The 24,120-nt window shown below is 43.4% G+C and carries 19 protein-coding genes; 17 read left to right on the top strand and 2 right to left on the bottom strand.

All coding sequences use genetic code 11. From position 1 onward, the window contains the following. Positions 1-54: 54 nt before the first annotated feature. The 7 genes from melB to VEJY3_RS21530 all read left to right on the top strand — a co-directional run bounded on the left by melB (position 55) and on the right by VEJY3_RS21530 (position 11,102). Entirely contained in the window at positions 55-1,434 is a 1,380-nt protein-coding gene (melB, locus tag VEJY3_RS21560; RefSeq protein WP_049794706.1) for a melibiose:sodium transporter MelB, read from the top strand. A 301-nt stretch (positions 1,435-1,735) separates the two neighbouring features. Next, complete coding sequence (locus VEJY3_RS21555) at positions 1,736-2,854, top strand: carbohydrate porin (protein ID WP_014234547.1); 1,119 nt, start codon at positions 1,736-1,738, stop codon at positions 2,852-2,854. A gap of 744 nt (positions 2,855-3,598) precedes the next feature. Then, the gene (locus VEJY3_RS21550) at positions 3,599-5,659 is read left to right on the top strand and encodes an ABC transporter substrate-binding protein (protein ID WP_014234546.1); all 2,061 of its coding nucleotides are present in this window, start codon (positions 3,599-3,601) and stop codon (positions 5,657-5,659) included. Positions 5,660-5,708: 49 nt separating this feature from the next. Then, positions 5,709-6,707, top strand: a complete 999-nt coding sequence (locus tag VEJY3_RS21545; RefSeq protein WP_014234545.1) for an ABC transporter permease — start codon at positions 5,709-5,711, stop codon at positions 6,705-6,707. 9 nt (positions 6,708-6,716) lie between these two features. Further along, positions 6,717-7,796, top strand: a complete 1,080-nt coding sequence (locus VEJY3_RS21540; protein ID WP_014234544.1) for an ABC transporter permease — start codon at positions 6,717-6,719, stop codon at positions 7,794-7,796. 22 nt (positions 7,797-7,818) lie between these two features. After that, a complete protein-coding gene (locus VEJY3_RS21535; protein ID WP_014234543.1) occupies positions 7,819-9,474 on the top strand; it encodes an ABC transporter ATP-binding protein in 1,656 nt (551 codons plus the stop codon). Positions 9,475-9,650: 176 nt separating this feature from the next. Next, positions 9,651-11,102, top strand: coding sequence for a glycoside hydrolase family 32 protein (locus tag VEJY3_RS21530; RefSeq protein ID WP_014234542.1), 1,452 nt, complete (start codon positions 9,651-9,653; stop codon positions 11,100-11,102). A 148-nt stretch (positions 11,103-11,250) separates the two neighbouring features. Here VEJY3_RS21530 and VEJY3_RS21525 read toward each other — a convergent pair whose 3' ends face one another. Then, positions 11,251-12,162: an AraC family transcriptional regulator gene (locus VEJY3_RS21525; protein WP_014234541.1), complete on the bottom strand. Its 912-nt coding sequence runs from the start codon at positions 12,160-12,162 to the stop codon at positions 11,251-11,253. A 425-nt stretch (positions 12,163-12,587) separates the two neighbouring features. Between VEJY3_RS21525 and VEJY3_RS21520 the strand changes: the two genes are divergently transcribed. The 7 genes from VEJY3_RS21520 to VEJY3_RS21490 all read left to right on the top strand — a co-directional run bounded on the left by VEJY3_RS21520 (position 12,588) and on the right by VEJY3_RS21490 (position 18,494). Next, the gene (locus VEJY3_RS21520) at positions 12,588-13,217 is read left to right on the top strand and encodes a carboxymuconolactone decarboxylase family protein (RefSeq protein WP_041170493.1); all 630 of its coding nucleotides are present in this window, start codon (positions 12,588-12,590) and stop codon (positions 13,215-13,217) included. Positions 13,218-13,583: 366 nt separating this feature from the next. Beyond that, entirely contained in the window at positions 13,584-14,477 is an 894-nt protein-coding gene (locus VEJY3_RS21515; protein WP_014234539.1) for a DUF3737 family protein, read from the top strand. Then, positions 14,477-15,643: a MalY/PatB family protein gene (locus VEJY3_RS21510; protein WP_014234538.1), complete on the top strand. Its 1,167-nt coding sequence runs from the start codon at positions 14,477-14,479 to the stop codon at positions 15,641-15,643. Before VEJY3_RS21515 ends, VEJY3_RS21510 begins: the two co-directional genes overlap by 1 nt. 161 nt (positions 15,644-15,804) lie before the next feature. Next, positions 15,805-16,155, top strand: coding sequence for a cyclophilin-like fold protein (locus tag VEJY3_RS21505; RefSeq protein ID WP_014234537.1), 351 nt, complete (start codon positions 15,805-15,807; stop codon positions 16,153-16,155). Positions 16,156-16,563: 408 nt separating this feature from the next. Beyond that, positions 16,564-17,280: a carboxymuconolactone decarboxylase family protein gene (locus tag VEJY3_RS21500; protein WP_014234536.1), complete on the top strand. Its 717-nt coding sequence runs from the start codon at positions 16,564-16,566 to the stop codon at positions 17,278-17,280. Positions 17,281-17,294: 14 nt separating this feature from the next. After that, positions 17,295-17,792: a cupin domain-containing protein gene (locus VEJY3_RS21495; protein ID WP_014234535.1), complete on the top strand. Its 498-nt coding sequence runs from the start codon at positions 17,295-17,297 to the stop codon at positions 17,790-17,792. 90 nt (positions 17,793-17,882) lie between these two features. Next, positions 17,883-18,494, top strand: coding sequence for an NAD(P)H-dependent oxidoreductase (locus VEJY3_RS21490; RefSeq protein WP_014234534.1), 612 nt, complete (start codon positions 17,883-17,885; stop codon positions 18,492-18,494). A gap of 192 nt (positions 18,495-18,686) precedes the next feature. Here VEJY3_RS21490 and VEJY3_RS21485 read toward each other — a convergent pair whose 3' ends face one another. After that, positions 18,687-19,628: a sugar-binding transcriptional regulator gene (locus VEJY3_RS21485; protein ID WP_014234533.1), complete on the bottom strand. Its 942-nt coding sequence runs from the start codon at positions 19,626-19,628 to the stop codon at positions 18,687-18,689. 234 nt (positions 19,629-19,862) lie between these two features. On the opposite strand from VEJY3_RS21485, the gene dalD reads away from it, so the two are divergent. From dalD to VEJY3_RS21470, 3 genes are all read left to right on the top strand, one after another. After that, positions 19,863-21,230, top strand: a complete 1,368-nt coding sequence (gene dalD / locus VEJY3_RS21480) for a D-arabinitol 4-dehydrogenase (protein WP_014234532.1) — start codon at positions 19,863-19,865, stop codon at positions 21,228-21,230. 9 nt (positions 21,231-21,239) lie between these two features. Continuing rightward, on the top strand, positions 21,240-22,700 hold the full coding sequence (xylB, locus tag VEJY3_RS21475; protein WP_014234531.1) for a xylulokinase: 1,461 nt from the start codon (positions 21,240-21,242) through the stop codon (positions 22,698-22,700). A gap of 116 nt (positions 22,701-22,816) precedes the next feature. After that, on the top strand, positions 22,817-24,091 hold the full coding sequence (locus VEJY3_RS21470; protein WP_014234530.1) for an MFS transporter: 1,275 nt from the start codon (positions 22,817-22,819) through the stop codon (positions 24,089-24,091). Positions 24,092-24,120 lie beyond the last annotated feature (29 nt).

The raw sequence follows: 24,120 nt of genomic DNA, 5'->3' as shown, positions 1-24,120 counted from the left end.
AATGAAATGCCGTTGGTAGCCAATTATGCCGAAGACAAAGAACAGGGTAGTAACATGTCTAATCAAATAACGATAAAAACCAAAGCATCCTACGGACTTGCTGCATTAGGTAAAGATTTCGCCTGTGCACCTATTTATATTTTTTTAATGTTTTACTTTACCGATGTAGCCGGTCTCTCGGCAGGCTTTATCGGCACTATCTTTTTAGCTGCGAGAATTATCGACGCTGTGACAGATCCCATTATGGGGATGATAGTAGACAACACCCGCTCAAGATTTGGTAAGTTCCGTCCTTGGATTGTCATTGGAACACTTTTGAATGCCGTCGTTCTGATCGCTTTATTCCGCACTCATACGTTTGAGGGCACTCCTCTTTATATCTATGCCGCAGCGGCTTATATTTTGTGGGGCTTAACTTACACAATCATGGATATTCCGTATTGGTCGATGATACCAGCATTATCCAGCTCCCGAGAGGAAAGAGAGAAATTAGTCATTTGGCCGCGTATGTTTGCCAGTCTTGCCTGGTTTCTAACTGGTACTTACGGTCTGACTATCATTGGCAAGTTAGGTAACGGCGATCAGGGGGAAGGTTTTTCCAATCTCGCAATGCTAATAGCCGTGCTGTTTATTATGAGCGCATTCTTAGTCGCAAGAAATGTTAAAGAGAGTGTGACTGTTGATAAAACAACGGAAAGATTTAACTTAAAAGATGTGGCTAATATTTTAAAGTCTAATGACCAACTCAAAGTATTAATCAGTTCTGTACTGACATTCCAGATTGCCAATATGATATTTGGAGGCTTTGCAATCTACTACTTCACTTATGCTTTGAATAAGGCTGAATTGTTTTCTACCTATATGATGGTGTCAGGGATTGCTGAATTCATCGGTGTTATTACTTTTCCTTATATAGCAAAGTTATTCCCTCGTAAAAACCTATGGCTAATTGCATGTGGTCTTGCGGTCTTATCTTGCGTTCTATTGTATGTAATGCGTGCTTTTGTTCCTGGTAGCGTACTTCTGATAGCCATAGGAGCTGCCGCGAAATCATATGGTGTGGGCATTGTAAATGCACTTCAGACCGTAATGTTAGCTGATGTTGTCGATTATGGGGAATATAAGACAGGTCACCGAAGCGAGAGCGTCATTTTCTCGGTACAAACTATGTTGGTTAAGTTTGCAGGCGCAGCGGGCGGATTCGTTGTCGGTGTTGGCCTGTCATTCGTTGGGTATATCCCCAATGCAGTTCAAAGTAGCGAAACCATTGCAGGCTTGGAATTTATGATGATTGGGCTTCCGGCATTATTAATGATAGCCAGTATCGTTGTTTACCGAAAATTCTATCGTCTTCATGACGGTTTCGATAAAAACAAAATTGAAACGGCGATGGAGAGATATGGCTTTAAACGACCAATATTGCTTAGCAACTAAGTAAATAAACCGTAAATTTCCCTCTGATTAAATAATATTGAGGAAAAGGATAACAATTTTATAATCGAGCGAGTACCTTACCTAAACTAACGAATAGTGAATTATCACTATATTATCACTGCTTCTTGTTTATTATTAATTAACTTGTTGGATAACAAAATCACTAAGTTATTTAATTTAAAATAAGATAATAAAAGTAACAGAATTTGATTCAGTAACGGAAAGATTGTCTTTTTACGAAAGGGCGGGATTTATATTTTTTAAATTCCACGATTTAATAAAAACAAATATAGGTAAAATTATGAACAGAACATTTAAACTATCTCTGGGCGCTGTCTGTGTATCATTTGCACTATCAGCAAATGCTGGTGTTAAGATCATTGATAATGAACTAGGCAACTTTTCTATTGCTGGTAATGTTGAATTAAACTTTAACTACCGCGATCGCGAGTCGAATGCGTCAGGTGACCAAGAGTTTAACCAGGACGGTCGTGTGCTGATTGAATTTGCAGGCGAAAAATACACAGATAAAGATTACTTTGTCGGTGTTAAGGCACAGCCACTATTTGAAAGCACTGGTAAGGTTGTATTGGATGATGCTTACTTTGAGTTTGGTAAAAAGGATGGCTGGGCAATAAAAGCTGGTCGTTTTGAAGGGGCAGATATGTTCCCTGTAGGGTTGGATGTATTTCTCGAGTACTCAGGTGATACCTCTAATGACCTTTACACAGATGGCTGGGCATACACTTATCAACTGAAAGAGGCTCGAGGCCGTGGGTCTGATGGCCAATTGATGTATCACCAGACGTTTGGCAACCTCTATGTTGAGCTGGGTTCGATGATGGGCGACCGCTCCAACCTGTTTAGGGATGGTGTTGATGGCACCTATCATGGAAATGAAATCGATAAAAGCAAAGACTCATTTTTAGTTCGTCCTCTTATCGCTTACGATTTTGGCCAGTTTCGCATAGCCGCTGCGATGGAAACAAATTTAGTTTCTAATGCAGTTGTGGCCAATGGTGTCGATATCTCTGACCGTACTGGCTATGGGGTAACTGGTAACTGGTCTAACGATGGTTGGTCAGTTAACGTCAATGTTGCTTATTTGGACGCAGTTGATGAGACCAACTTTAGTACTGGCGTCAACGCGCTCTGGAACAATGTCGGTATTGGCTATGTGTATGCAGACAACGAATACGACAACAAAGAGCTTTCAGGATGGGTGGATGGCAATGTTGAAGTATCAACCATTTACGCATCATATGCTTTGAGAGATGTATTAGACGTTAAGGATTTCTCAATCCTGTTAGGTTCGTACTATACCTGTATTTCGAATAAGCTAACTCAATCACAATCTGATGAATATTTTAAAGAAGATGACGATTTTGGTGCTCGAGTACGTTTGTTCTACGCGTTCTAAACTAACATAACCTTAGCCATAGTTAATACCAGCTTGGATATTAGCTATGGCTTGTCCATCTTATATCTGGTGGTTTACCTGTGTTCAAGTACCTCATAGCTTATACAACTCCTTCCTCTGCTTAATAATCGTCAATACTTACACTGTTTATCTACACGTTAATATTTTTCATCAACTAACACTCTCCTTTGCTTAGATCTTTTCTTCTCTTCTTGAGCCCCTTAATTGATTCATCATTTTAATTGACTAAAAGCCCTGTAGGTCAAAATCGCACACGAACATTGCATGATTCAGGCGTTATCCATGAACAAATATGAATGTATAAGTATCAAATACTCATCGTCGGTCTATTATTTTGTTAATAACTAATACAAATCTTGTACGGGAGCCAAGGAGGGGCATTTTTCTACATAAAAAACCTGACTATTCCAGATAAATAATATTGTGATCTACATAATATTTTTATGGTGATTAATGTTAAAAAGTAAGAATGAAAAGGTGAAGTAAACACGGTTTGTAGGTATTGGAGTGTGCGATTGTTTTGAGTCTATATCTTGCATAGTATCGGTTTTTTCGTGGTTGCTTTTGATTGTGTAAGGAATTAATCCATTTACTCTGGAAAAGTAAGAATTGGTGATGTGAGGGCAGAACTGGATTTGATGATAATTCAAGAGTCGGATAATTTGAATAAACAAAAAGAAATAACACGTACTCTACCATCCATATATTAAAGGACCGTGCATAATGAATTATAAGAAGCATCTATTAGGACTCTCAATTGTATGCATATGCTTTCCTGCATTATCGGAAACGCTGCCAGAAGGTGCGACGAAAATTCCGAAGGCTTCGGAAATACCAAATCGTTTATCTATTGAATATTTTTCTCCTGATCAAATTGTCGAGTTCAAAAAACTTGACCACTACTCTGAGCCTCAATGGCTCACCGATAATTACGTGAAAACAGGCAAATTGCCGCCGGTTGAACAGCGCTTACCCGACGTTCCTATGGTATTAAAAACGGCGTCTATGCCTGACGGCGTCGGTGTTTACGGCGGCGTTCTTCGTCATGTTATTGGTGGCCGACCTCAGGGTTGGAACTGGTCGGCTGCACACTCTCAAGGGTGGGGTGGTATCAATTATACCGTGCAGCAATGTTTAACACGCACCGGTCCGATGTATCAGATCAAACCTGATGAGCTGGAAGTGCTGCCGAATCTGGCGCAAAGCTGGGAATGGTCCGAGGATGGTAAGGCGTTAACCATGCATCTGATTAAAGGGGCTAAATGGTCAGACGGTGAACCATTTACTTCCGAAGATGTACGCTTTTACTGGGAAGATACGGTTTTAGAACCAAGAATTCCGTCATTCTCTTCGCAAAACGCATTGGGTGAAGGGGCGAATCTAGAAATCGTTGACGAATACACCATTCGCTGGCATTTCGAGAAAGCATTTCAGAATCAGGCACTTTACAACATGGCCTTTATGACATTCTGTCCAGGCCCGGCGCATATACTCAAACCACTTCATCCTAAATATAACGATAAAGTTACGTTTGAAGATTTTAGCAACGCGTTACCTGCCAATGAAGTCCCTACTGTAACGATGGGACCATGGGTTCCAGTAAGCTACAAAGACGATCAGATTATTGTTCTGCGCCGTAACCCTTACTACTGGAAAGTGGACGAAGCGGGTAACCAACTGCCTTATATCGACGAAATGCGTTACAAGCTTTCTACGTGGGAATCGCGAACATTAGAGACCATGTCAGGCAGTGCGGATTTTTCCAATATGGAAAACCCGCCAATATATATTGAAACGTTACGCAAACTCGCTGCGCCTAATTCACCAACTCGAGCCATGTTTGGGCCGCGTAACCTGGCGTTCCAGATTCAGATGAACATGAACCCGACTTTATCTGTAAGCGATGACCGAGAAGCGGCGATTAGACAACTGAATCGAGACCTCAAATTCCGTAAAGCAATTTCTCATGCCATAGACAGAAAAAGCCTAGGGCAAGCACTGGTTAAAGGTCCGTTTACTGCCGAATATGCGGGTGGCTTACACCCAGAAACAGCATTTTACCGAGAAGATGATGTCGTTTATTACCCATACAACCCAAGCTTGTCTAAGCAATATTTAGCAGAACTAGGGCTGGTTGATACTGACGGCAATGGTGTTGTGAACTTCCCTAAAGAGGTGAATAACGGCGATGACGTTGAAATTGTACTAAACAGCGGCAACGGTACTGCGGACGGAGTCTTCAATGAAAATCTGGTTTCTATGATGTCTGACATTGGTATCAAGCTGATCCCAAGGTTACTCGATAGCGTTCAGGGTGACTCATCGCGTGATGCGGCAGATTTTGACTGGCGCTTAAATCGCAGTGACAAAGAATTAATCGTTCCAATGCAACGTATGGAGTGGTTAGCGCCAATTGCGCAGAGCGGTCCGGTATGGCACCGAGGTACCGAAAATAAACCGCAAGTACTTCAGCCGTTTGAAGAAAAGATGGTGACCTTAGCTCATCAGATATTCGCTGAGCGTGACACGGCGAAACAAGCGGATCTTATTGGTCAGTTAAACCATGAAATGACCAAAAATGTGTACCACGTCGGCTTGGTCGCCTATCCAGGGGCTTTACTCGTTAACAAGCGTATTAAGAACGTGCCTAACGCACCAATCACGGCATACCAGTGGGCCGAAGATGCAGTCATGCGCGAACGTTTTTGGGTACCACAAGATCAGCAGCTAAAAGAACTGCAGCCACACACGGTTCCTGAGTACAAGCTTGATACTAAGAAGTAATACAAGGATAAGGCGGGAAGCAATCTCCCGCCTGAATATGGGATGTAACATGATTGAATTTATTACTAAACGGATACTTAGCACTATCGGTTTACTGCTTGTGCTTAGTGCTATCACTTTCGTCATCATCCAACTGCCAGATGGAGATTACGGCGATTTAATTAAAAACCAAGCGATTTCTATGGGCGGGGCTTCTCCGGAGCAGGCTCAGCAGTTAGCGGATGCCGCCAGGGAGCGTTATGGCTTAAACGAACCAGTTCTGACTCAGTACGCGAATTGGTTAAAAAATATCGTTTTCCACTTTGATTTTGGCTACTCGTTTGCTTACAACAAACCCGTTATGGACGTTGTTGGAGAACGTTTACCAAGAACGATTTTTATCGCGCTGGGGTGTCATATAGGAGCGACTTTATTAGGGGTGTTTGCGGGGATTTTCGCTGCGACTAACCAAAATAGAATCGGGGACAGAGTGGCGACGTTATTGTCCTTTATCGCTATGACTGTGCCTCGATTCGTTATGGCCATCATTATCGTTTATTTCATGATATTCGCCTGGGACATTGGTTCGATAGGCGCGATGAACTCTCCCGAATATCTATTTGAACCGATGTCCTGGAATAAGTTCTTCGATACCTTGGTTCACATCTGGCCGGTAATCTTTATTGCAGCCTTCGGTGGTATGGCATTCAACCTTCGACTGATGCGCGGTAACTTGCTCGATATTCTAAAAATGCAATACATCGAAACGGCACGTGCAAAAGGGCTACGTGAAAGCAAAGTTATTTATAAACATGCAGTACCGAATGCCTTACATAGTTTGATTTCTTATCAGGGTGTTGCATTGCCTTACATGATTACCGGCGAGATGGAAGCGGCGATGGTTCTTGGTATACCAACCATTGGTCCTCTGATCATTTCTGCAATGGCAGAGCAGGATACGTATGTTATCGGCACGATTATGTTGCTGGTCGCTGCTTTGCTCATTATCGGCAACCTAATCTCCGATTTATTGTTAGCCGTCTTAGATCCAAGAATTCGTTTATCGTAGGTAGTACTCATGAAACAATCACAAAGTTACTCGAGCTTAGTTTGGATACGTTTCAAACGAAATAAAATGGCATTGATGAGTTTAGTTCTGCTTACTCTTCTTGGCCTGACGTCTATTTTCGCCCCGTTTTTTTCGTCTAACGATCCAACGGTGCGCTTTAGTGAAAATATTTATGACGCGCCAGCAAATATTCACTTTTTCGATTCAGAAGGTAATTTCCATTTACGTCCATTCGTCTACGAAAAAGTCGTGGATCTCGACCCTGTTACGTTTTTACCCGTCGTCACAGAAAATAAGGACAGTCGCATTCATTTAGAATTCTTTAATCAGGGCTGGGAATACGAATTTTTGGGTATGAGCTTTAACACTCATTTAGTTGGGTTAGAAGACGGCTCACCACTTTTTCTACTTGGTTCAGACAACTTAGGGCGCGATCTGCTTGCTCGTTGTTTCTTCGGTAGTCGAATCACGTTGATCTTTGCGATTACGGTTGTGTTCGTTGTGGTCTCTGTCGGTACGGTTGTCGGTATTCTGTCTGGTTATTATGGTGGCCGATTCGATTTCGTTGTACAGCGTATTGCAGAGCTGGCTTTAGCATTCCCTGCGGTGCCACTCTATCTAGCGCTGATCGCGGTGTTACCAAAAACAGCCGATTCACTGAGTGTCTTTATCATGCTCATCGTTATCCTGTCGTCACTGCAGTGGGCATTTGTTGCTCGTCAGGTTCGCGCGCAAGCCCTATCCATGCGAAACCTGGACTACATCCGTGCCGCTAAAGCGGTAGGTGCAAAAGATATGCGTATTGTACTTCGTCATATTTTGCCTAACGTCACCAGTAACGTAGTTGTTCTTGCGACCATTATGCTGCCAACCATCGTACTGACCGAAAGTTTCTTCAGCTTTTTGGCAGTAGGGGTAAAAGCACCCATGTTTAGCTGGGGTTCATTGCTTAATGCAGCCGGACAATTCCAAACCATCGGTTCTTATCCATGGCTGCTTTATCCCGTTGGTTTCATCTTAATTGCTGTATTAGGTTTTAACGCACTTGGTGACGGTCTGCGTGACGCCGTTGACCCGTACTCTAATTAACCGCTGATGTTGAGGAAAGATTATGCAAGATAGAAATACACCTGATAGTCAAGCGGCTAACAGACAAACCATTGCGAGAGTGGCAGGCCTTAATGTGAGCTTCAAAACCGAAGATGGTTTGGTGCAAGCACTGAAAGGCGTGAGTTACAACATTAAAGCGGGTGAAATGGTCGCGCTGGTTGGTGAGAGTGGATCGGGTAAATCGGTCTCAGCCCGATCGCTAATGGGGTTATTACCTAAACATGCTCAAGTCGGAGCCGAGAGTAAGGTAACGTATCGTGATGTGGATATCACAGCAGCAAACGAGCGTCAGTTGTTGAAGCTACGCGGAAATAAGATCTCAATGATCTTTCAAGAACCGATGACTTCGCTAAACCCGCTTTATACGCTTGGTGAACAAGTCAGTGAAGCGATATTGGTCCACCAGAAAATATCCAAAGCTGAGGCGAAAAAGCGAACCATTGAGCTTTTTGAAGCAGTTCAACTTCCTCATCCGGAAGAACGTTTTGACCAATATCCTCATCAGCTTTCTGGTGGCCAGCGTCAGCGAGTCATGATCGCGATGGCGCTGACCAATAACCCAGACTTACTTATCGCCGATGAACCTACGACTGCACTGGATGTGACGGTTCAGGCCAATATTTTACGCCTGATTAAGAACTTGCAAGAAAAAACGGGTATGAGTGTGTTGTTAATTACCCACGATTTAACCATTGTTCGTCAGTTTGCGGACTACATCTACGTGATGAAGCGTGGCGAAGTGGTGGAGCACGGATTAACCGAGAATATCTTTACCAAAGCTGAGCATCCTTACACTAAAATGCTGATCGACTCTGAACCAAAAGGCGTTGCGTCACCTGTGCCTCAGGCTTCTCCGGTTATTTTGCATGCTGAAAAGATGCGAGTGGAGTTTAAATTAGGTAAGAAAGGTTGGTTTAGTCGTGAACCAGAGAAAAAACTGGTCGCTGTGGATGATATTTCCGTTTCCCTGAAACGGGGTGAGACACTGGGTATTGTTGGCGAGAGTGGGTCAGGCAAAACGACCCTCGCAATGGCGATGTTCCAGCTACTCAATTCTGGAGACATCAACGGTAAAGTCAATTATGACGGGCAGTGCCTGAACAGCATTACCAACGAACAGCTTCGCGTTTTGCGCAAAGAGCTGCAAGTGGTATTTCAGGACCCATTCTCATCGCTAAACCCTCGTCTCTCGGTGAAGCAGATTCTTGAAGAGGGACTGATCGTCAATGGCCTATATCCTGATCCGAGTGAACGTTTACTCAAACTGGAAAAAGCGCTATTGGATGCAGGGCTATCCGCTAATATTCTCAACCGCTACCCACATGAATTCTCTGGTGGTCAGCGTCAAAGGATTGCGATTGCAAGAGCCCTTGTTCTTGATCCAAAAGTGATTTTATTAGATGAGCCGACATCAGCTCTGGATTTAACCATTCAGAACCAGATCGTCCAGTTACTTAAGCAGCTTCAGCAAAAACGCGGAATCTCTTACTTATTCATTAGCCATGACTTACGAGTAGTGAAATCGCTTTGTCACCGAGTGTTAGTGATGAGGCATGGTGAAGTCGTAGAAGAGGGCTTAACGATCGATGTGTTAGAAAATTCACAAATGGAATATACGCAAAAACTGATAAAAGCAGCTTTTGAAATAGCGGCTTAACAATTAATTATATTTTACATCCTGTTTTTATATTCAAGATGATCGTTATTCTGTACGTTGAATTTATTTAAAAGATAAATTCAACGTACAGTTATTCTTAAATAAATTTAAGAATAACTTGGATGGCTATTCGATTTTATTTAAATAGTAAAGGTTAACCCCCGGAAATAAATAACATGCAACAACTAGCAAAAGATATTTTTCGTCCAACAATGCACTTTACGCCACCGTTTGGTTGGATGAACGACCCAAATGGTTTGGTTTACATCAATAATGAATACCACTTATTTTATCAGTTCTATCCCTATGCGAATAAGTGGGGCCCGATGCATTGGGGACATGCAGTGAGTGCTGACCTGCGAAATTGGCAACACTTACCTCCGGCGTTGGTTCCAGATGAAAAAGGTATGTGTTTTTCAGGCAGTGCTGTGGTGGATTGGCGTAATACCAGTGGCCTGTTTGACAACGAAGCACAGCCAGGTGTACTAGCATTTTACACCGCGTGTATTGCCCATGATGACGGCAGAGACAGTGAACAAATGCAGAGCCTCGCTTACAGTAAAGATGGTGGTTTTAGTTGGAATAAACTTACTGACAATCCGATATTACCTAATCCAGGTTTAAAAGATTTCCGCGATCCGAAGGTAATTTGGCACGAGCAAAGCCAGCACTGGGTGATGGTGGTAACAGAGGGGCAGGAGATAGGCTTTTATCGTTCCAAAGATCTCAAGCAGTGGGAGAAAACGTCTAACTTTGGATTGAAAGAGGGTAAACATGACGAGATGCCTTGGGAGTGTCCAGATCTTTTCCCCATCCAATTGGAAGGTTCTGATATCTGCTATTGGGTTTTGATTGTAGGTGTACAACGCTGCAGCCATGCTGGTGGCTCAGGCACACAATATTTTATCGGTCAATTTGATGGAGAGCGCTTTACCAACCATCACGATGCAGAAACGGTACTCTGGCTTGATTATGGCCGAGATTATTATGCCGCCCAAACTTGGTCTGATGTGACAGATGGTCGTCGTACCTCAATCGCTTGGATGAGCAATTGGTTGTACGCTAACGACGTTCCAACTCAGGCATGGCGAAGCGCAATGAGCGTTCCTCGAGATTTAAAACTATCACGAACTCAGTCGGGTTTGCGCCTTTTATCTTCTTTACCTAAACCATGGCTCAATGAAAGAGATAATATTATTTCTCACGACAAAACACTCAATTCGGGAGATTGCTTAGTTGTATCTCAGAATTATCATGCAGGGATATTAGATGGCAAGTTGTATTTGCATAGAGGAAGTTCCATTTCTATTTCGCCTTTAGGCAATAGATGTTTAACATATAACATTGAACGTGACGAAAAAAGTATTGTTATAACTACGATTCGAAAAGTGGGTGTTGAGGGTGAAGATAATTATAATAATATGTTCAGTCACGAAACCAGTTTAACTATTCCTGATAGTGACTGTTTGCAATTTACATTAATTGTTGATCGTTGCTCGAGCGAACTTCTTCTACAAGATGGTGAATACTGCTTTACGGAGCTCAGCTTCCCTATGGAGGTTAAACCGATAGATATTTACTGTTCATTTGGTACGGGAATGGTAGAAAGCTTAACGTTCTTTAAATGAAAAGAACTTCAATGACATAGATAAATGGTACAGGAAATTATTGTTGTACGAAAAATCTAGAATAAATCAAACATAACTTGAAGCAGGTGACAGGTTTAAAATTGTCACCTGCTTTTGTTATTTGATAACCGGTTGAGGAGAAGCAAACTTAAGAGATGTTGGCTTCTTTCAGCGCTTTAATGTCTTTTGAAGGTGGCGCACCAAACAAGCGACTGTATTCGCGGCTAAATTGGGAAGGGCTTTCATATCCAACTTTAAATGTTGTTGCCATTGCATCTAAGTTTTCTGTCAGCATCAATCGACGTGCTTCACTCAATCGCAACTTCTTCTGGAACTGTAATGGCGTCATCGATGTCATTGAACGGAAATGCGTGTAAAAAGCAGATTTACTCATACCACTGTACGCTGCAAGATCGCCTACGCTTAATGGTTTGACAAAGTTGTTCTTTAGCCAGTCAATAGCTTTGGCGATTTGGTGACTATGGCTACCTGTCGTCACGATTTGGTTTAATCGTGCGCCTTGCTCAGTCATTAATAATCGGTAAAAAATCTCTCTTTTGATTACCGGAGCCAAGATCTTAATGTTATCAGGCTCGTCTAGTAGAGTCATAAGGCGAATAAACGCATCTTGTAGCGAGCCTGACAGTTCTCCTACAGCAATACCTTTCTGTGCTTCCTTGTTGGTCTTAAAAGAAAACTCACTATCTACAATGAGTTGGGAAATCTCTTGTAAATCCAGTTCCATTATCAGTCCAAGGTAGGGTTCATCTTCGCTTGCTTCCATTATGTTGGCAGTGATAGGGAGATCAACTGACGAGATCAGGAAATGATTTGCATCATACGTGAAGCTATCGTCACCCAGAAAAACACGCTTTTTTCCTTGGGCAATCAGACAGATGCTTGGGTTGTGAGTGTAGCTGGTTGGTGGTGTAGGCGTTGTCCAGCGACTTAATCTAAGCCCTGGGATTTCAGTATCAAATTGTGTGGCATCACCGGTCCATTTTTGGATTTTTTCAGCAAGGATTGATGCTGCTACGTTTGTGTTTTGTGAATCGTTCATTGCTACTCCACGGGCAACCAAAGGGTTGGACTACTTCTGTCTTCGACTATTTAGTTATAACAGCTATTTTCCTTATGTAAAGATTATTAGGCAATTTGCTATTGATAGTTCAATCACGATTTTTTCGATTGTTCTCTCGGCTTATCATGCACTTATTGTTCGTTGAGTTAGTATAAATATTTTATATAACAATCCATTACAGTTTATTTTCTTAGGGTTAAGTATTGGCTAAACCTCCTCTCTAGTTCTCTTGTTAATATTGGTGTTTGGATAATTAGGCAAGTATTGGCAATCATTAGGCTAACGGGTTTTTAAATTTAGGCGTAGATTTAGACATGTTGTTACCTTCAACACAACCTGTTGTCTTGTTATCCAAAGGGTATCAGGACATTGATTCACCTTTTGATTCAAACTTCGGAGGAACCATGCAAGAACACTTTTCTGGTAAAGAACAAGCCATCATTCCAATAGCAGCATTCACTGCAAGTGGTGAGCTTGAAAAGCTGAAGATGAGTTTGGTCGAAGGGTTGAATGCTGGCCTCACCATCAGCGAAACCAAAGAAATACTGGTACAGATGTACGCATACACTGGCTTTCCCAGAAGCCTCAACGCGCTTGGGACATTTATGTCTGTTATAGAAGAGCGCAAGCAGCAAGGAATCTTTGATACAGAAGGCGAGCCTTCAAGCCCTCTACCAACAGACGAAAGCAGTTTAAGTTTTGGTACTAAAAACCAAACCCAGTTAGTTGGGCAAGTTGTCTCTGGCCCTTTGTTTGATTTTGCCCCCGAAATTGACCAGTACCTAAAAGCACATCTGTTTGGTGACATTTTCCAGCGTGATGTACTGACATGGAAAGAACGAGAGCTTGCGACGATAGCAGCCTTGGCAAATATGCAGGGTGTTAATGGCCAGCTTCAGGCACATTTTGGTATCAGTTTAAATAATGGTATCACGCCAGCCTTGTTAAAAACGTTTATTGGCGAACTAAAACAGCACTGTGGTGAGGATGTTGCATTAAATGCCAATCAAGTTCTGGATAATATTTTAGGCTAAAGGAAATGAGTAATATTTGCGACGTTTATATTTGGTAGTAAATATTATAATCCAGCATTGAAATACTCCCCCTTTACAAATTGATGGGAGATTATCTTAGGAAAGATTGTCAGTGACGTAGTCATCACTTTTTAAAGTTTCGCGTAAGGTGTACTGATCCACTGCCTTTTTGTATTCCTTACCTTTTTATTCAGTTATTAGAGTGGCTGGGAGTATATATTTATTTTCTTTCGCTCTACATTAAATAATTTGACGAGTTTTATTAATGTGCCCGCTTGGTTTCCAAGCTATTTACTGTTCATTTATAAGTAAGCACTGGCAATGTTTGCCAACGTTAATTCCTTAATTTCTAAGTTCAGGTGTACCATGACACTATCGAAAACAATCCAAGACCAACTCTGTCAGCAAGAAAAATTATGCGACACCTTCTTTGAAGGTGAGAGACCATTATACGCTGAAGAAAACAAATATCTGCATAAAGTGCGATTTTACCCGGGCGAGTCAGCGTTAAAACATTCGCAAAATATCATGGTTAAACACTGTGAGTTTATGGGTAAATATCCCTTCTGGCATAGCAATGACATCTTGATTGAGCAGAGCCTGTTTACGGTATACGCACGAGCTGCTATCTGGTACTCAGAGAACCTAACGATGAATAACTGCGTGATCGAAGCGCCTAAAATGTTTCGCCGTGTCTCGAATCTTACTATTGAAAATACGAGATTCCCGAATGCGGGTGAAACCTTGTGGATGTGTGATAACGTCAATTTAAAAAATGTTGAAATGCGCGGCGCAGACTATGTTTTTATGAACTGTGAAAATGTAGAAATTGATGGCTTCAAGCTACAAGGAAACTACTCGTTCCAAGACGCTAAAAACGTCACTATTCGCAACGCGTATTTGGACTCTAAAGACGCATTTTGGGGCACAGAAAATGTCACGGTATACGACAGCGTCTTAGATGGTGAATATTTAGGTTGGCACTCAAAAAATTTACGCTTGGTTAATTGCACCATTCGAGGTGAGCAGCCGTTGTGTTACGCGCAAGATCTAATCATGGAAAATTGCGTTATGGAAGAGACGGATCTGTGTTTTGAATACGCGACATTGAACGCTGAAATTGTTTCCGACATCATCAGTATCAAGAATCCTTTATCTGGCTGTATTAAAGCACGCTCAATCGGAGAAATTATCTTTGATAAGAACTGCAAGAACCCAGGAGGATGCACAATTGAAACGGAATTTGAGGTGAGAACATAATGTCATCTTTCAACTTTGATCAAATTGTTGAACGACAAGGGACTGGCAGTGTTAAGTGGGATAGCATGGGGAACAGCTCTATTCTTCCGATGTGGGTCGCGGATATGGATTTCCGCACTGCCGAACCTATTGTAAGTGCATTGAAACAACGTGTTGAGCATGGCGTTTTTGGTTACACCAAAGTCCCTGACGCTTATTACGCCGCGGTTATTAACTGGTTCGGTAAAAGACACAACTTTCACATCCAACGTGAGTGGATTCAGTACACGTCAGGCGTAGTTCCTGCGTTATCAGCTATCCTGAAAGCACTGACCAATCCGGGTGATGGCGTTATTGTTCAAACTCCCGCGTATAACTGTTTTTTCAGTTCGATTCACAATATGGAATGCCACCTTGTTGAAAATCCGCTGGTGAATCGTGATGGTTATTACGAGATGGATTTTGACGATCTTGAACGAAAAGCTTCTCGATCTGATGTGAAGGTTTTGATTCTATGCAACCCCCACAATCCGGTTGGCCGTGCGTGGACACAAGAAGAGCTGACCAGATTGGGTGAGATCTGCTTTAGACATGGTGTCAAAGTGATTAGCGACGAAATCCATTGTGATCTTACGTTTCCGGGAGTTCAACATCAGCCTTTTGCTGCCTTGGGGGATGAGTTTCTTGCTAACACAGTGACGACAAATTCTCCGAGTAAGTCGTTCAATATCGCAGGGCTACAAATCGCCAATATCATCACTGCTGATAAACAGCTACGTGACAAAATCGATCGCGCATTAAATATTCATGAAGTTTGTGATGTGAATCCTTTTGGCGTATCAGCATTAATGGCGGCATACAACGAAAGTGAAGCTTGGCTAGATGCTCTGAGAGAGTATCTACATCAGAACTATTTGGTTGTCGTTGAATTTATTAACCAGCACTTACCACGTTTAAGTGTCATCCAGCAGGAAGCCACGTATTTGGCATGGATTGATTGTCGTCAGCTAGATATGCCTTCCGCAGAAATCGGCGAAAAACTGATAACTGAAGGCGCTCTTATGCTCAATCAGGGCGCGGTTTACGGCACCCAAGGCGAGGGTTACATTCGTCTCAATATGGCTTGCCCGAGAGCGCAACTACTCGATGGGCTTCAGAGAATGGCACGCGTTTTAGGTAACCTCTAAAACTGTCACTTAACTAAAAGGGAATCACTACTATGTTGTTAAAGAAGTGGCACAAAACCATTTTATCCACGCTTACAGTGTTGCCCGCATTACTTATTAGCCAAATTTGTTTCGCTTCCGGCAACGTGACCGAGAGCGGAGTTATTTCCGGGGAGAGTACAATGAAGATTCGTTTTGTATTTGATGATCGCACCGTCACTGCGACGTTAAATGATAGTCCGAGCACACAAGATTTTATCGCCCAACTACCATTAACTTTAGAGTTGGAAGATTACGCCAGTACTGAAAAAATAGCCTACCTACCATCGAAGTTAACCAAGGAAGGGGCACCAGCTGGCGTGAGTTCCAAAGCGGGAGACATTTCTTACTACGCGCCTTGGGGGAACTTAGTCGTGTTTTATAAAAACTTTGGCTATGCATCTGGATTGATTAACCTCGGTAAAGTTGACGGCAACTTATCGCGCTTTACTTCTGGTGGCTCAATGAAAGTCACTATCGAGGTTATTGAATAATACATTGAATTTTGTAAATAAAGGCCTGTTAATCAAACAGATTAACAGGCCTTTATACGTTAATCAGTGGGACGGGATAAAAATGAAATTACGCCTGATTATTACTATCTAATTAAATAGACGATTTTTACTTCTACATTTAAATGACTAGCTAGTATAAATAACGATTAATTGTTTATTGAGTAGTTTTTATATTTTAATAGTCAAGTAAATGGTCGCGTTATTATTATTTCCAAATGTAACATGATGTTTTTATTTATATCTCAATTCTAGTGGAGTTTGCCTAATAGAAGATTAGGCAATAATTAAACTCTTCTAGGCAAAGTAGTATGCAGATTTTGCGATAACTTTATATTTAGAGAGTGCAATTGAAGTACTCATAAATGCAAAGGGAATAGGGAGACACAAATGTTTCGTATAGACAGATATTTCAGTAAATGGTCCATTTTGGTGGCGAGTTTGCTAGCGGTATTGACTATGAATACCGCAACGGCGGCAGAAGGTTTTGATACTAAAGAGAAGGCGATTATTCCGATCGCAGCGTTTGCCGCCAGTGGTGAAATCGAAAAGCTAAAAGTAAGCTTAAACGAAGGCTTGGACGCAGGTTTAACCATTAATGAAACCAAGGAAGTACTGGGTCAGCTATACGCATATGCTGGTTTCCCTCGTAGCCTGAATGCATTGGCTGCATTTATGCAGGTTTTTGAAGAAAGAAAGAGCAATGGAATCGAAGACGTCGTTGGTCCAGAGTCATCGCCACTACCGACAGATAAAACCAGCCTTGAATTTGGTGCTGAAAACCAAACTAAGCTCATCGGCGTTGAAGTAAAAGGGCCGTTATTTGATTTCTCTCCTCAAATTGATGAATACCTGAAATCTCATTTGTTTGGTGACATTTTTGCTCGTGATGTGCTGACTTGGAAACAACGTGAAGTCGCTACGATTGCGACCCTATCCAATATACCAGGTGTAAACAGCCAATTGGCAGCTCATTACAACATTAGTATGAATAACGATGTAACCGTTGATGAGCTAAAAGAATTCATCACCATCATTGAAAAGCAAGTTGGTGAAGATGTGGCTAACAACGCACAACAAGTTCTGGACTCGGTCCTAAATAAATAACAGGGAATTTGATTATGAAAAACAAACTCATATTAACGTTACTGGCAGGGATGGTTTCATCGACGGTAATGGTTTCAACGGCCAATGCTGCTGACGATGCGGCAGGCAGCCAGCAAGCGTATCGCGCACAAGATCTTAAATCCTTTAATGGGCCGGAAAATTTGTTCACAGGAAATGTAAAAGTGGACATGCTATTCCCTGAAAATGACGTCGCCAATTACAGCGCTGCTTATGTGACCTTCGAAAAAGGCGCTCGTACCGCGTGGCACATGCATCCTGCAGGCCAGCATATGATTGTCACTTCTGGTGTGGCACTTACTGGTACCCGAGATGGTAAAGTGATTCGCTTTAGCGAAAACGAGAGCGTTTGGTGCCCACCGGGTATTGATCACTGGCACGGCGCGACCCCAGATGCACCAATGACACACCTTGTTGTTACAGCATCGAAAGATGGCAAAAATGTTATCTGGAAAGAGAAAGTGACTGACGAGCAATACGCTGCTGGTCAATAAAATCTTGGCATCAATAAAATTAAGCTCAGCTCGCTGGGCTTAATTTTTTTACAACAACTGTGGAAAGATAGAATTTTAGGAACAGCGCAAATGAAATGGGATAGCGTCATTAAGCGGGCTGGATTTTTTCTCGCCTTGCAAGTTCTGTGGCTTACATGCATCAATGCTGTGTCCGCTGCAGAGCAGGTTCATAAAACGGATATAAAAACGCTGGTTATTGTCTCACATCCCTATCCAGAAAGGTCAGTGATGACCAAGGGGATGCAGCAAGCTGCTGAAAGTGTTGAAGGAGTCACAGTCCGAAACCTAGAGACTATTTATGGTTTTGATACTCGCGCCATCGATGCACAAAAGGAGCGCGAGCTAACGAGAGAACACGATCGCATTGTATTTATGTTTCCAACCCATTGGTTCAATATTACTCCGATGATGAAAGCTTACATGAATGATGTTTGGGGGAGTGTAGGACCTGGATTATGGCAGGGAAAAGAAATGCTGTTGGTGACGACTGCGGCTGGGGGAGCAAGTACCTACGGGGAATCGGGCAGAATAGGCGTTAAACTAGAAGATGTGTTCTTACCAATGAAAGCGAGTGCGCTACATGCAGGTATGACCTACCTAACGCCATTAGCATTTCAATCCGTCTCTCGTTCGAAATTACCTGAATATCAACAAGCGTTGATAGAAAGGCTAACACACTAATTTGGCTAAACGTTTCTACCGTATTAATTAAACACATTAACTTCTCGTGTTTCTAATGAGAAAACGTTGTTGTCTTGATGCAGACTTTCAATTGAGCCGCAAATTGATAGCGTTATGCGGACAATTGAAAGTCTGGTTTAACGGGGCGCGGGCGACACCTGAAGAGATCTACGGCTTAAACTGAAAATTCGCTTATTGCGTTAATAACCATCTCGCTGTTGCTTCGTCGGTAACTAAACCATTCACCCAGTGTCCTCTCAGTGCGGCGAGAATCGCCGGACGTTTATCTTCCCCACAAGCCGCGCCAATTCGAGGGCAATCATTGTTACGTATATCGTAACTGGTGATGAAAGTGTTGATGGTGCAGTCGATCACCTCACCCTCAGCATTGATAAAACGACCAAGTATTTCGCCTACCGCTCCTTGCTGATTGAGCTCATCTGCCTTATCTGCAGAGATGAAACCGTCTTTGATGATTGGGCTGGCTTTACTCAATGAACCGATACCGAGGAAAATCACATTCGCACTGTCGGCAACGCTGGATACCTCTTTGAATACACGCATACTTGCCCAAGTTTTGAATTCGTCGGTAGAGGTCGCGTAACGTGGGGCGGGCAATTGGAAGTAATTTGCCTGAATTTTTCGCGCCAGAATCAGTGGCACATCATCATAGTAATTACACTGGCCATCTATGCCCATAGCACTTATTAATGCGACACATTTACTGTTTGGTGCTTCAAAATCAATTCGGTTAATGGCTTTTTTAAGTGTCAGACCAGAGCCAATACCAATGATCTGATTCTGCTGGTCTTTCATGTATTTCGACATGAGCTGGAAGCAGCCAAAAGATACGTTATCAAGCGTCTCATCATCGCTGATGGTTGGCACGATATTACACTCTACCAATTGATACTTCTCTTTAAGCAGTTCTGCGTAGTCCAAACAAGTGGAGATCGGATGGTGAAGTCCGACAGACACAATCCCTTCTTCTTTCGCTGCTGCTATCAGGCGCTGGACAACTGGACGTGATAAGCCAAGTTCAGATGCTATATCGCGCTGGTTTCGACCAGAGATGTAGTACATCCAAGCTGCGCGAACCATCTGATCGGTTTTAAAACTATCGTCTCTAGCCACGTTTTATCCTTATTATTCAGCTTATTGCGTTTCTTTTGATGACAATATTTAGTTCGTCATCGTATCTAGAACACCTATCTTCTCTCTAACTCCTCGTGAGTGCAATAGCAATCAATTACTCAAAAATGAACAAAAAATCTTTTGATGGTCAATTATTCATATGTGATCTATGGCTCTTTATTTGGTAATTTGATCGATTAGAGTTAGACCATCAAACAAAAACGAGGAAATATAATGAAAAACCAATATACGTGGCTTCACATCGGTCTGGGTTCATTTCACCGTGCGCACCAAGCCTGGTATCTGCACAAATTGCTAGAAACGGGTGACCAAAGCTGGCATATCGCGGCAGGTAACATTCGCAATGATGCAGAATCAACCGTTGAAACTCTCCATGCGCAGAATGGTGAGTATGTGTTAGAGACGGTCAGTCCAGCAGGGGAGCGTGAATATGAGGTGATCAAATCTATTCAGACGTTGCTCCCGTGGCAGGAAGATTTGGCGCCGCTGATTGAAGAAGGTGCAAAAGCGCAGACAAAAGTGATCGCCTTTACGGTCACAGAAGGCGGGTATTACTTAAAAACCGATCACTCACTGGATATTGATAACGCAGTCCTAAAAGCTGATCTGAGCGGTGGCCACCAAACAATTTACGGCACGGTGACGAAAATCCTTGAGCGCCGTATGGCGGATAATACTGGACCAGTGACACTGCTGAACTGTGACAACGTGCGTCACAATGGTGAGCGGTTCCGAGATGGTCTAATGGAGTTCCTGACTCTGACTGGTAAGGCTGACGTGTTGCAATGGGTGAAGGAAAATACGACAAGTCCGAACACCATGGTGGATCGTATTACACCTCGTCCCGCTGAAGACCTGCCATATCGGATTAAAGCACAAACAGGTATTGAAGATAACGCGCCAGTGATGGGTGAAACTTTCATTCAGTGGGTAATTGAAGACAGTTTCAAAGACGTTCGACCTGCACTGGAAAACGTAGGCGTGGAAATGGTGGAGTCGGTTATTCCTTACGAAGAGGCGAAAATCCGAATCTTGAATGCTTCACACAGCTGTATCGCTTGGGCCGGAACATTGGTTGGTCAGTCATTTATTCACGAAAGTACTTTGACGGATTATATCTACAAGATTGCGCACGATTACGTCAGTCAGGATGTGATTCCTTGCCTTGGTGACAATGGTATCGATCTGCCGACCTATCTTGAGGTGGTGTTAGAGCGCTTTACCAACCCATACATTAAAGACACCAACCAGCGTGTCGCTGCGGATGGGTTTTCTAAAATCCCGGCCATGATTACGCCGACGATGATTGAATGCTATCAGCGAGGTGTTACACCAGATGCGACTGCGATGCTGCCTGCGCTGTTCTTTGTCTTTATGCACCAGTGGCACAAAGGTTTACTGCCTTATGAGTATCAGGATGGGATTCTTGATGAAAATGCCGTACACAGCATGTTTGATTCTGAAGACCCAATCGCCGCTTACGCGCAGGATGTCGCTTTATTTGGTGAACTGGCTGGTCGCGCGGATTTTGAAACATTGCTGCGAGAAAAAATTGCAGCAGCTTACTCAATGATTCAATAAGGAATGGGCATGTATCTAGGTATAGATCTCGGCACCTCAGAAGTGAAAGCGTTAGTGATTGATGAACACGGTGAAACGGTCGCTTCACACAGCGCGCCACTGACGATTCAACGCCCGCATCTTCATTGGTCGGAACAGGCACCGCAAGAGTGGTGGGAAGCAACGAACTATTTGATCGGGGCTCTGCGTGAGAAATGCACTGAGCACTGGGGAGCAATTAAAGCCATTGGTTTGTCTGGACAGATGCATGGTGCAGTGCTTCTGGATGAGGCCAATGATGTGATTCGTCCAGCTATTTTGTGGAACGACACACGTTGTCACGAAGAGTGCACCGAATTTGAAGCGGCTGCTCCGGATCTGCATGAAATTGCGGGTAACCTTGCGATGCCAGGATTTACGGCTCCCAAGTTAATTTGGGTTCGCAAGCATGAACCTGAAAACTTTTCCCGCATTAGCACAGTGCTGCTGCCGAAAGATTATCTTCGCTTCAAAATGACTGGCAAAAAAGTTTCCGACATGTCGGATTCTGCAGGCACGTTATGGTTGGATGTCGCTAAGCGTGATTGGTCAGATTCTCTGCTCGACAAATGCCAGCTAACGCGGGAACAAATGCCCGAACTGGTCGAGGGCTGTGAAGTATCGGGTTCTTTGTCCGCTGACTTAGCCTACAAATGGGGGCTAAGTCCTTCGGTAATCGTCGCTGGTGGCGGTGGTGATAATGCCGTAAGCGCAATCGGTGTTGGTGCGGTCAGTCCGGGTGATGCGTTTATTTCCCTTGGCACTTCTGGCGTACTGTTTGTGGTCAACGAGAAATATCGCCCCGCACCTGAGTCTGCCGTACACGCTTTCTGTCATGTGTTGCCACAACGATGGCATCAGATGAGTGTCATGCTAAGTGCTGCCAGCTGCCTTCAATGGTTCTGCCGCATAGTAGGCACAACGGAAGTGGAGTTGTTGGCTGAAATTGAGCAGCTTAGTGAAGAAGAGAAAGCAAAAGCGCCAATTTTCTTACCGTATCTGTCTGGTGAGCGTACGCCACATAACGATCCGGAAGCGATGGGTATGTTCCACAGCATGACCCATTCCACCAACCGTGCGTTACTTGGTTATGCGGTGATCGAAGGGGTGAGCTTTGGTATTGCTGATGGTCTGCGTGTGTTGCAAGAAAGCGGTACGCACATCGAACAGTGCTCATTGGTTGGTGGTGGTGCACGTAGCTCGTTCTGGGCGCAGTTACTCGCAGATATTCTTCACTTGCCAACGATTACTCACAAAGGTGGTGAAACGGGTGGGGCGTTAGGGGCGGCTCGACTTGCTTGCCTGGCGTCAGGGAAATCGGTGGATGAAGTATGTAAGAAGCCGGAAATTCACCGCGTTTATCAACCGAATGTCGAGCGTGAAGCAGGGCTGTCTGAGCGTTATTCACGTTTTCGCTCTCTTTACCAAAACGACTTGTCCCTTCGGTCGTAACACTGGCCGTTAAGAGCTTCCTTAGAAAGAACATCACAACTAAAAATGGACTACGCCCCCCAAAAAAGAAAAAGGAGGGGGCGTGGGATTCCTTTACCCTACGAAACGAGGAATATATGGAAAACGTAAGCAAACAGTGGCTTGGATTGCCGCTCAATCTGATATGGGGATACGTCGCTATCGCAATCTTTATGACTGGTGATGGCTTTGAACTGGCGTTTCTGTCGCACTACATTACCGAGCTTGGCTTTAGTCCGGCTCAGTCATCTTTTGCATTTACACTTTATGGTCTGGCTGCGGCGTTGGCCGCTTGGGTATCCGGTGTGGTCGCGGAAATCATTACTCCACAGAAAACGATGAAAATTGGTTTTCTACTCTGGTGTGTATTCCACGTACTGTTCTTAACCCTTGGGTTGAGCCAGTCAAACTACGGACTCATTTTACTGTTTTACGGCATTCGTGGCCTTGCTTACCCACTGTTCCTTTACTCATTTATTGTGGTGATTGTACACAACGTTCGCAGTGATGGGGTAAGTTCGGCACTCGGCTGGTTCTGGACGGTATATTCCATCGGTATTGGTGTTGCGGGTAGCTACATTCCTAGCTTTACTATTCCTTGGATTGGCGAGTTTGGTACCTTGTGGTTATCGCTGGCATTTTGTGCCGCGGGTGGTCTAATCGCCATGGTCGCTCTGCGTAATGTTAAAACGCCGACGCACATGCATAACCTGACTAACAAGCAGAAACTGACCGAATTAAGCCGAGCAGTAACGCTTCTTTACACCAACAAAAACATACTTTTCTCAAGCTTTGTACGCATTATCAACACGCTGTCGCTTTTCGGTTTTGCGGTCATCATGCCGATGATGTTTGTCGATGATCTTGGCTTTACTACGTCGGAGTGGCTTCAGGTTTGGGCAGTGTTCTTCTTTACCACCATCTTTTCTAACGTCTTCTGGGGAATCTTGGGCGAAAAACTGGGCTGGATGAAAGTAGTGCGTTGGTTCGGTTGTGTGGGAATGGCACTCTCTAGCCTAGCGTTCTATTACATTCCTCAGCATTTCGGTAATAACTTTTACATGGCGTTGATCCCGGCCATTTCTCTGGGGATCTTTGTAGCAGCCTTTGTACCAATGGCGGCAGTGTTTCCTGCACTGGAACCAAACCACAAAGGCGCGGCGATTTCGGTTTATAACTTATCTGCCGGATTGTCTAACTTCCTTGCGCCAGCCATTGCGGTGGTATTACTACCGTACTTCAGCACAATCGGTGTGGTCATTGCCTACACTACGTTGTACGTGCTGGCGTTTTTCTTTACCTACTTGATTAATGTTGAACAACCAGGGTTTGAAACAACATTTGTTGAGTCAGATAAAGTGTCTGTCGTTTAAAAGACTTAGGGTATGGCAACGGTTTTGGT

The sequence above is a fragment of the Vibrio sp. EJY3 genome, from assembly GCF_000241385.1.
Lineage (GTDB): Bacteria > Pseudomonadota > Gammaproteobacteria > Enterobacterales > Vibrionaceae > Vibrio > Vibrio natriegens.
The sequence above is the reverse complement of the archived record's forward strand: the minus strand, read 5'-3'. Positions and strand labels throughout refer to the sequence as shown.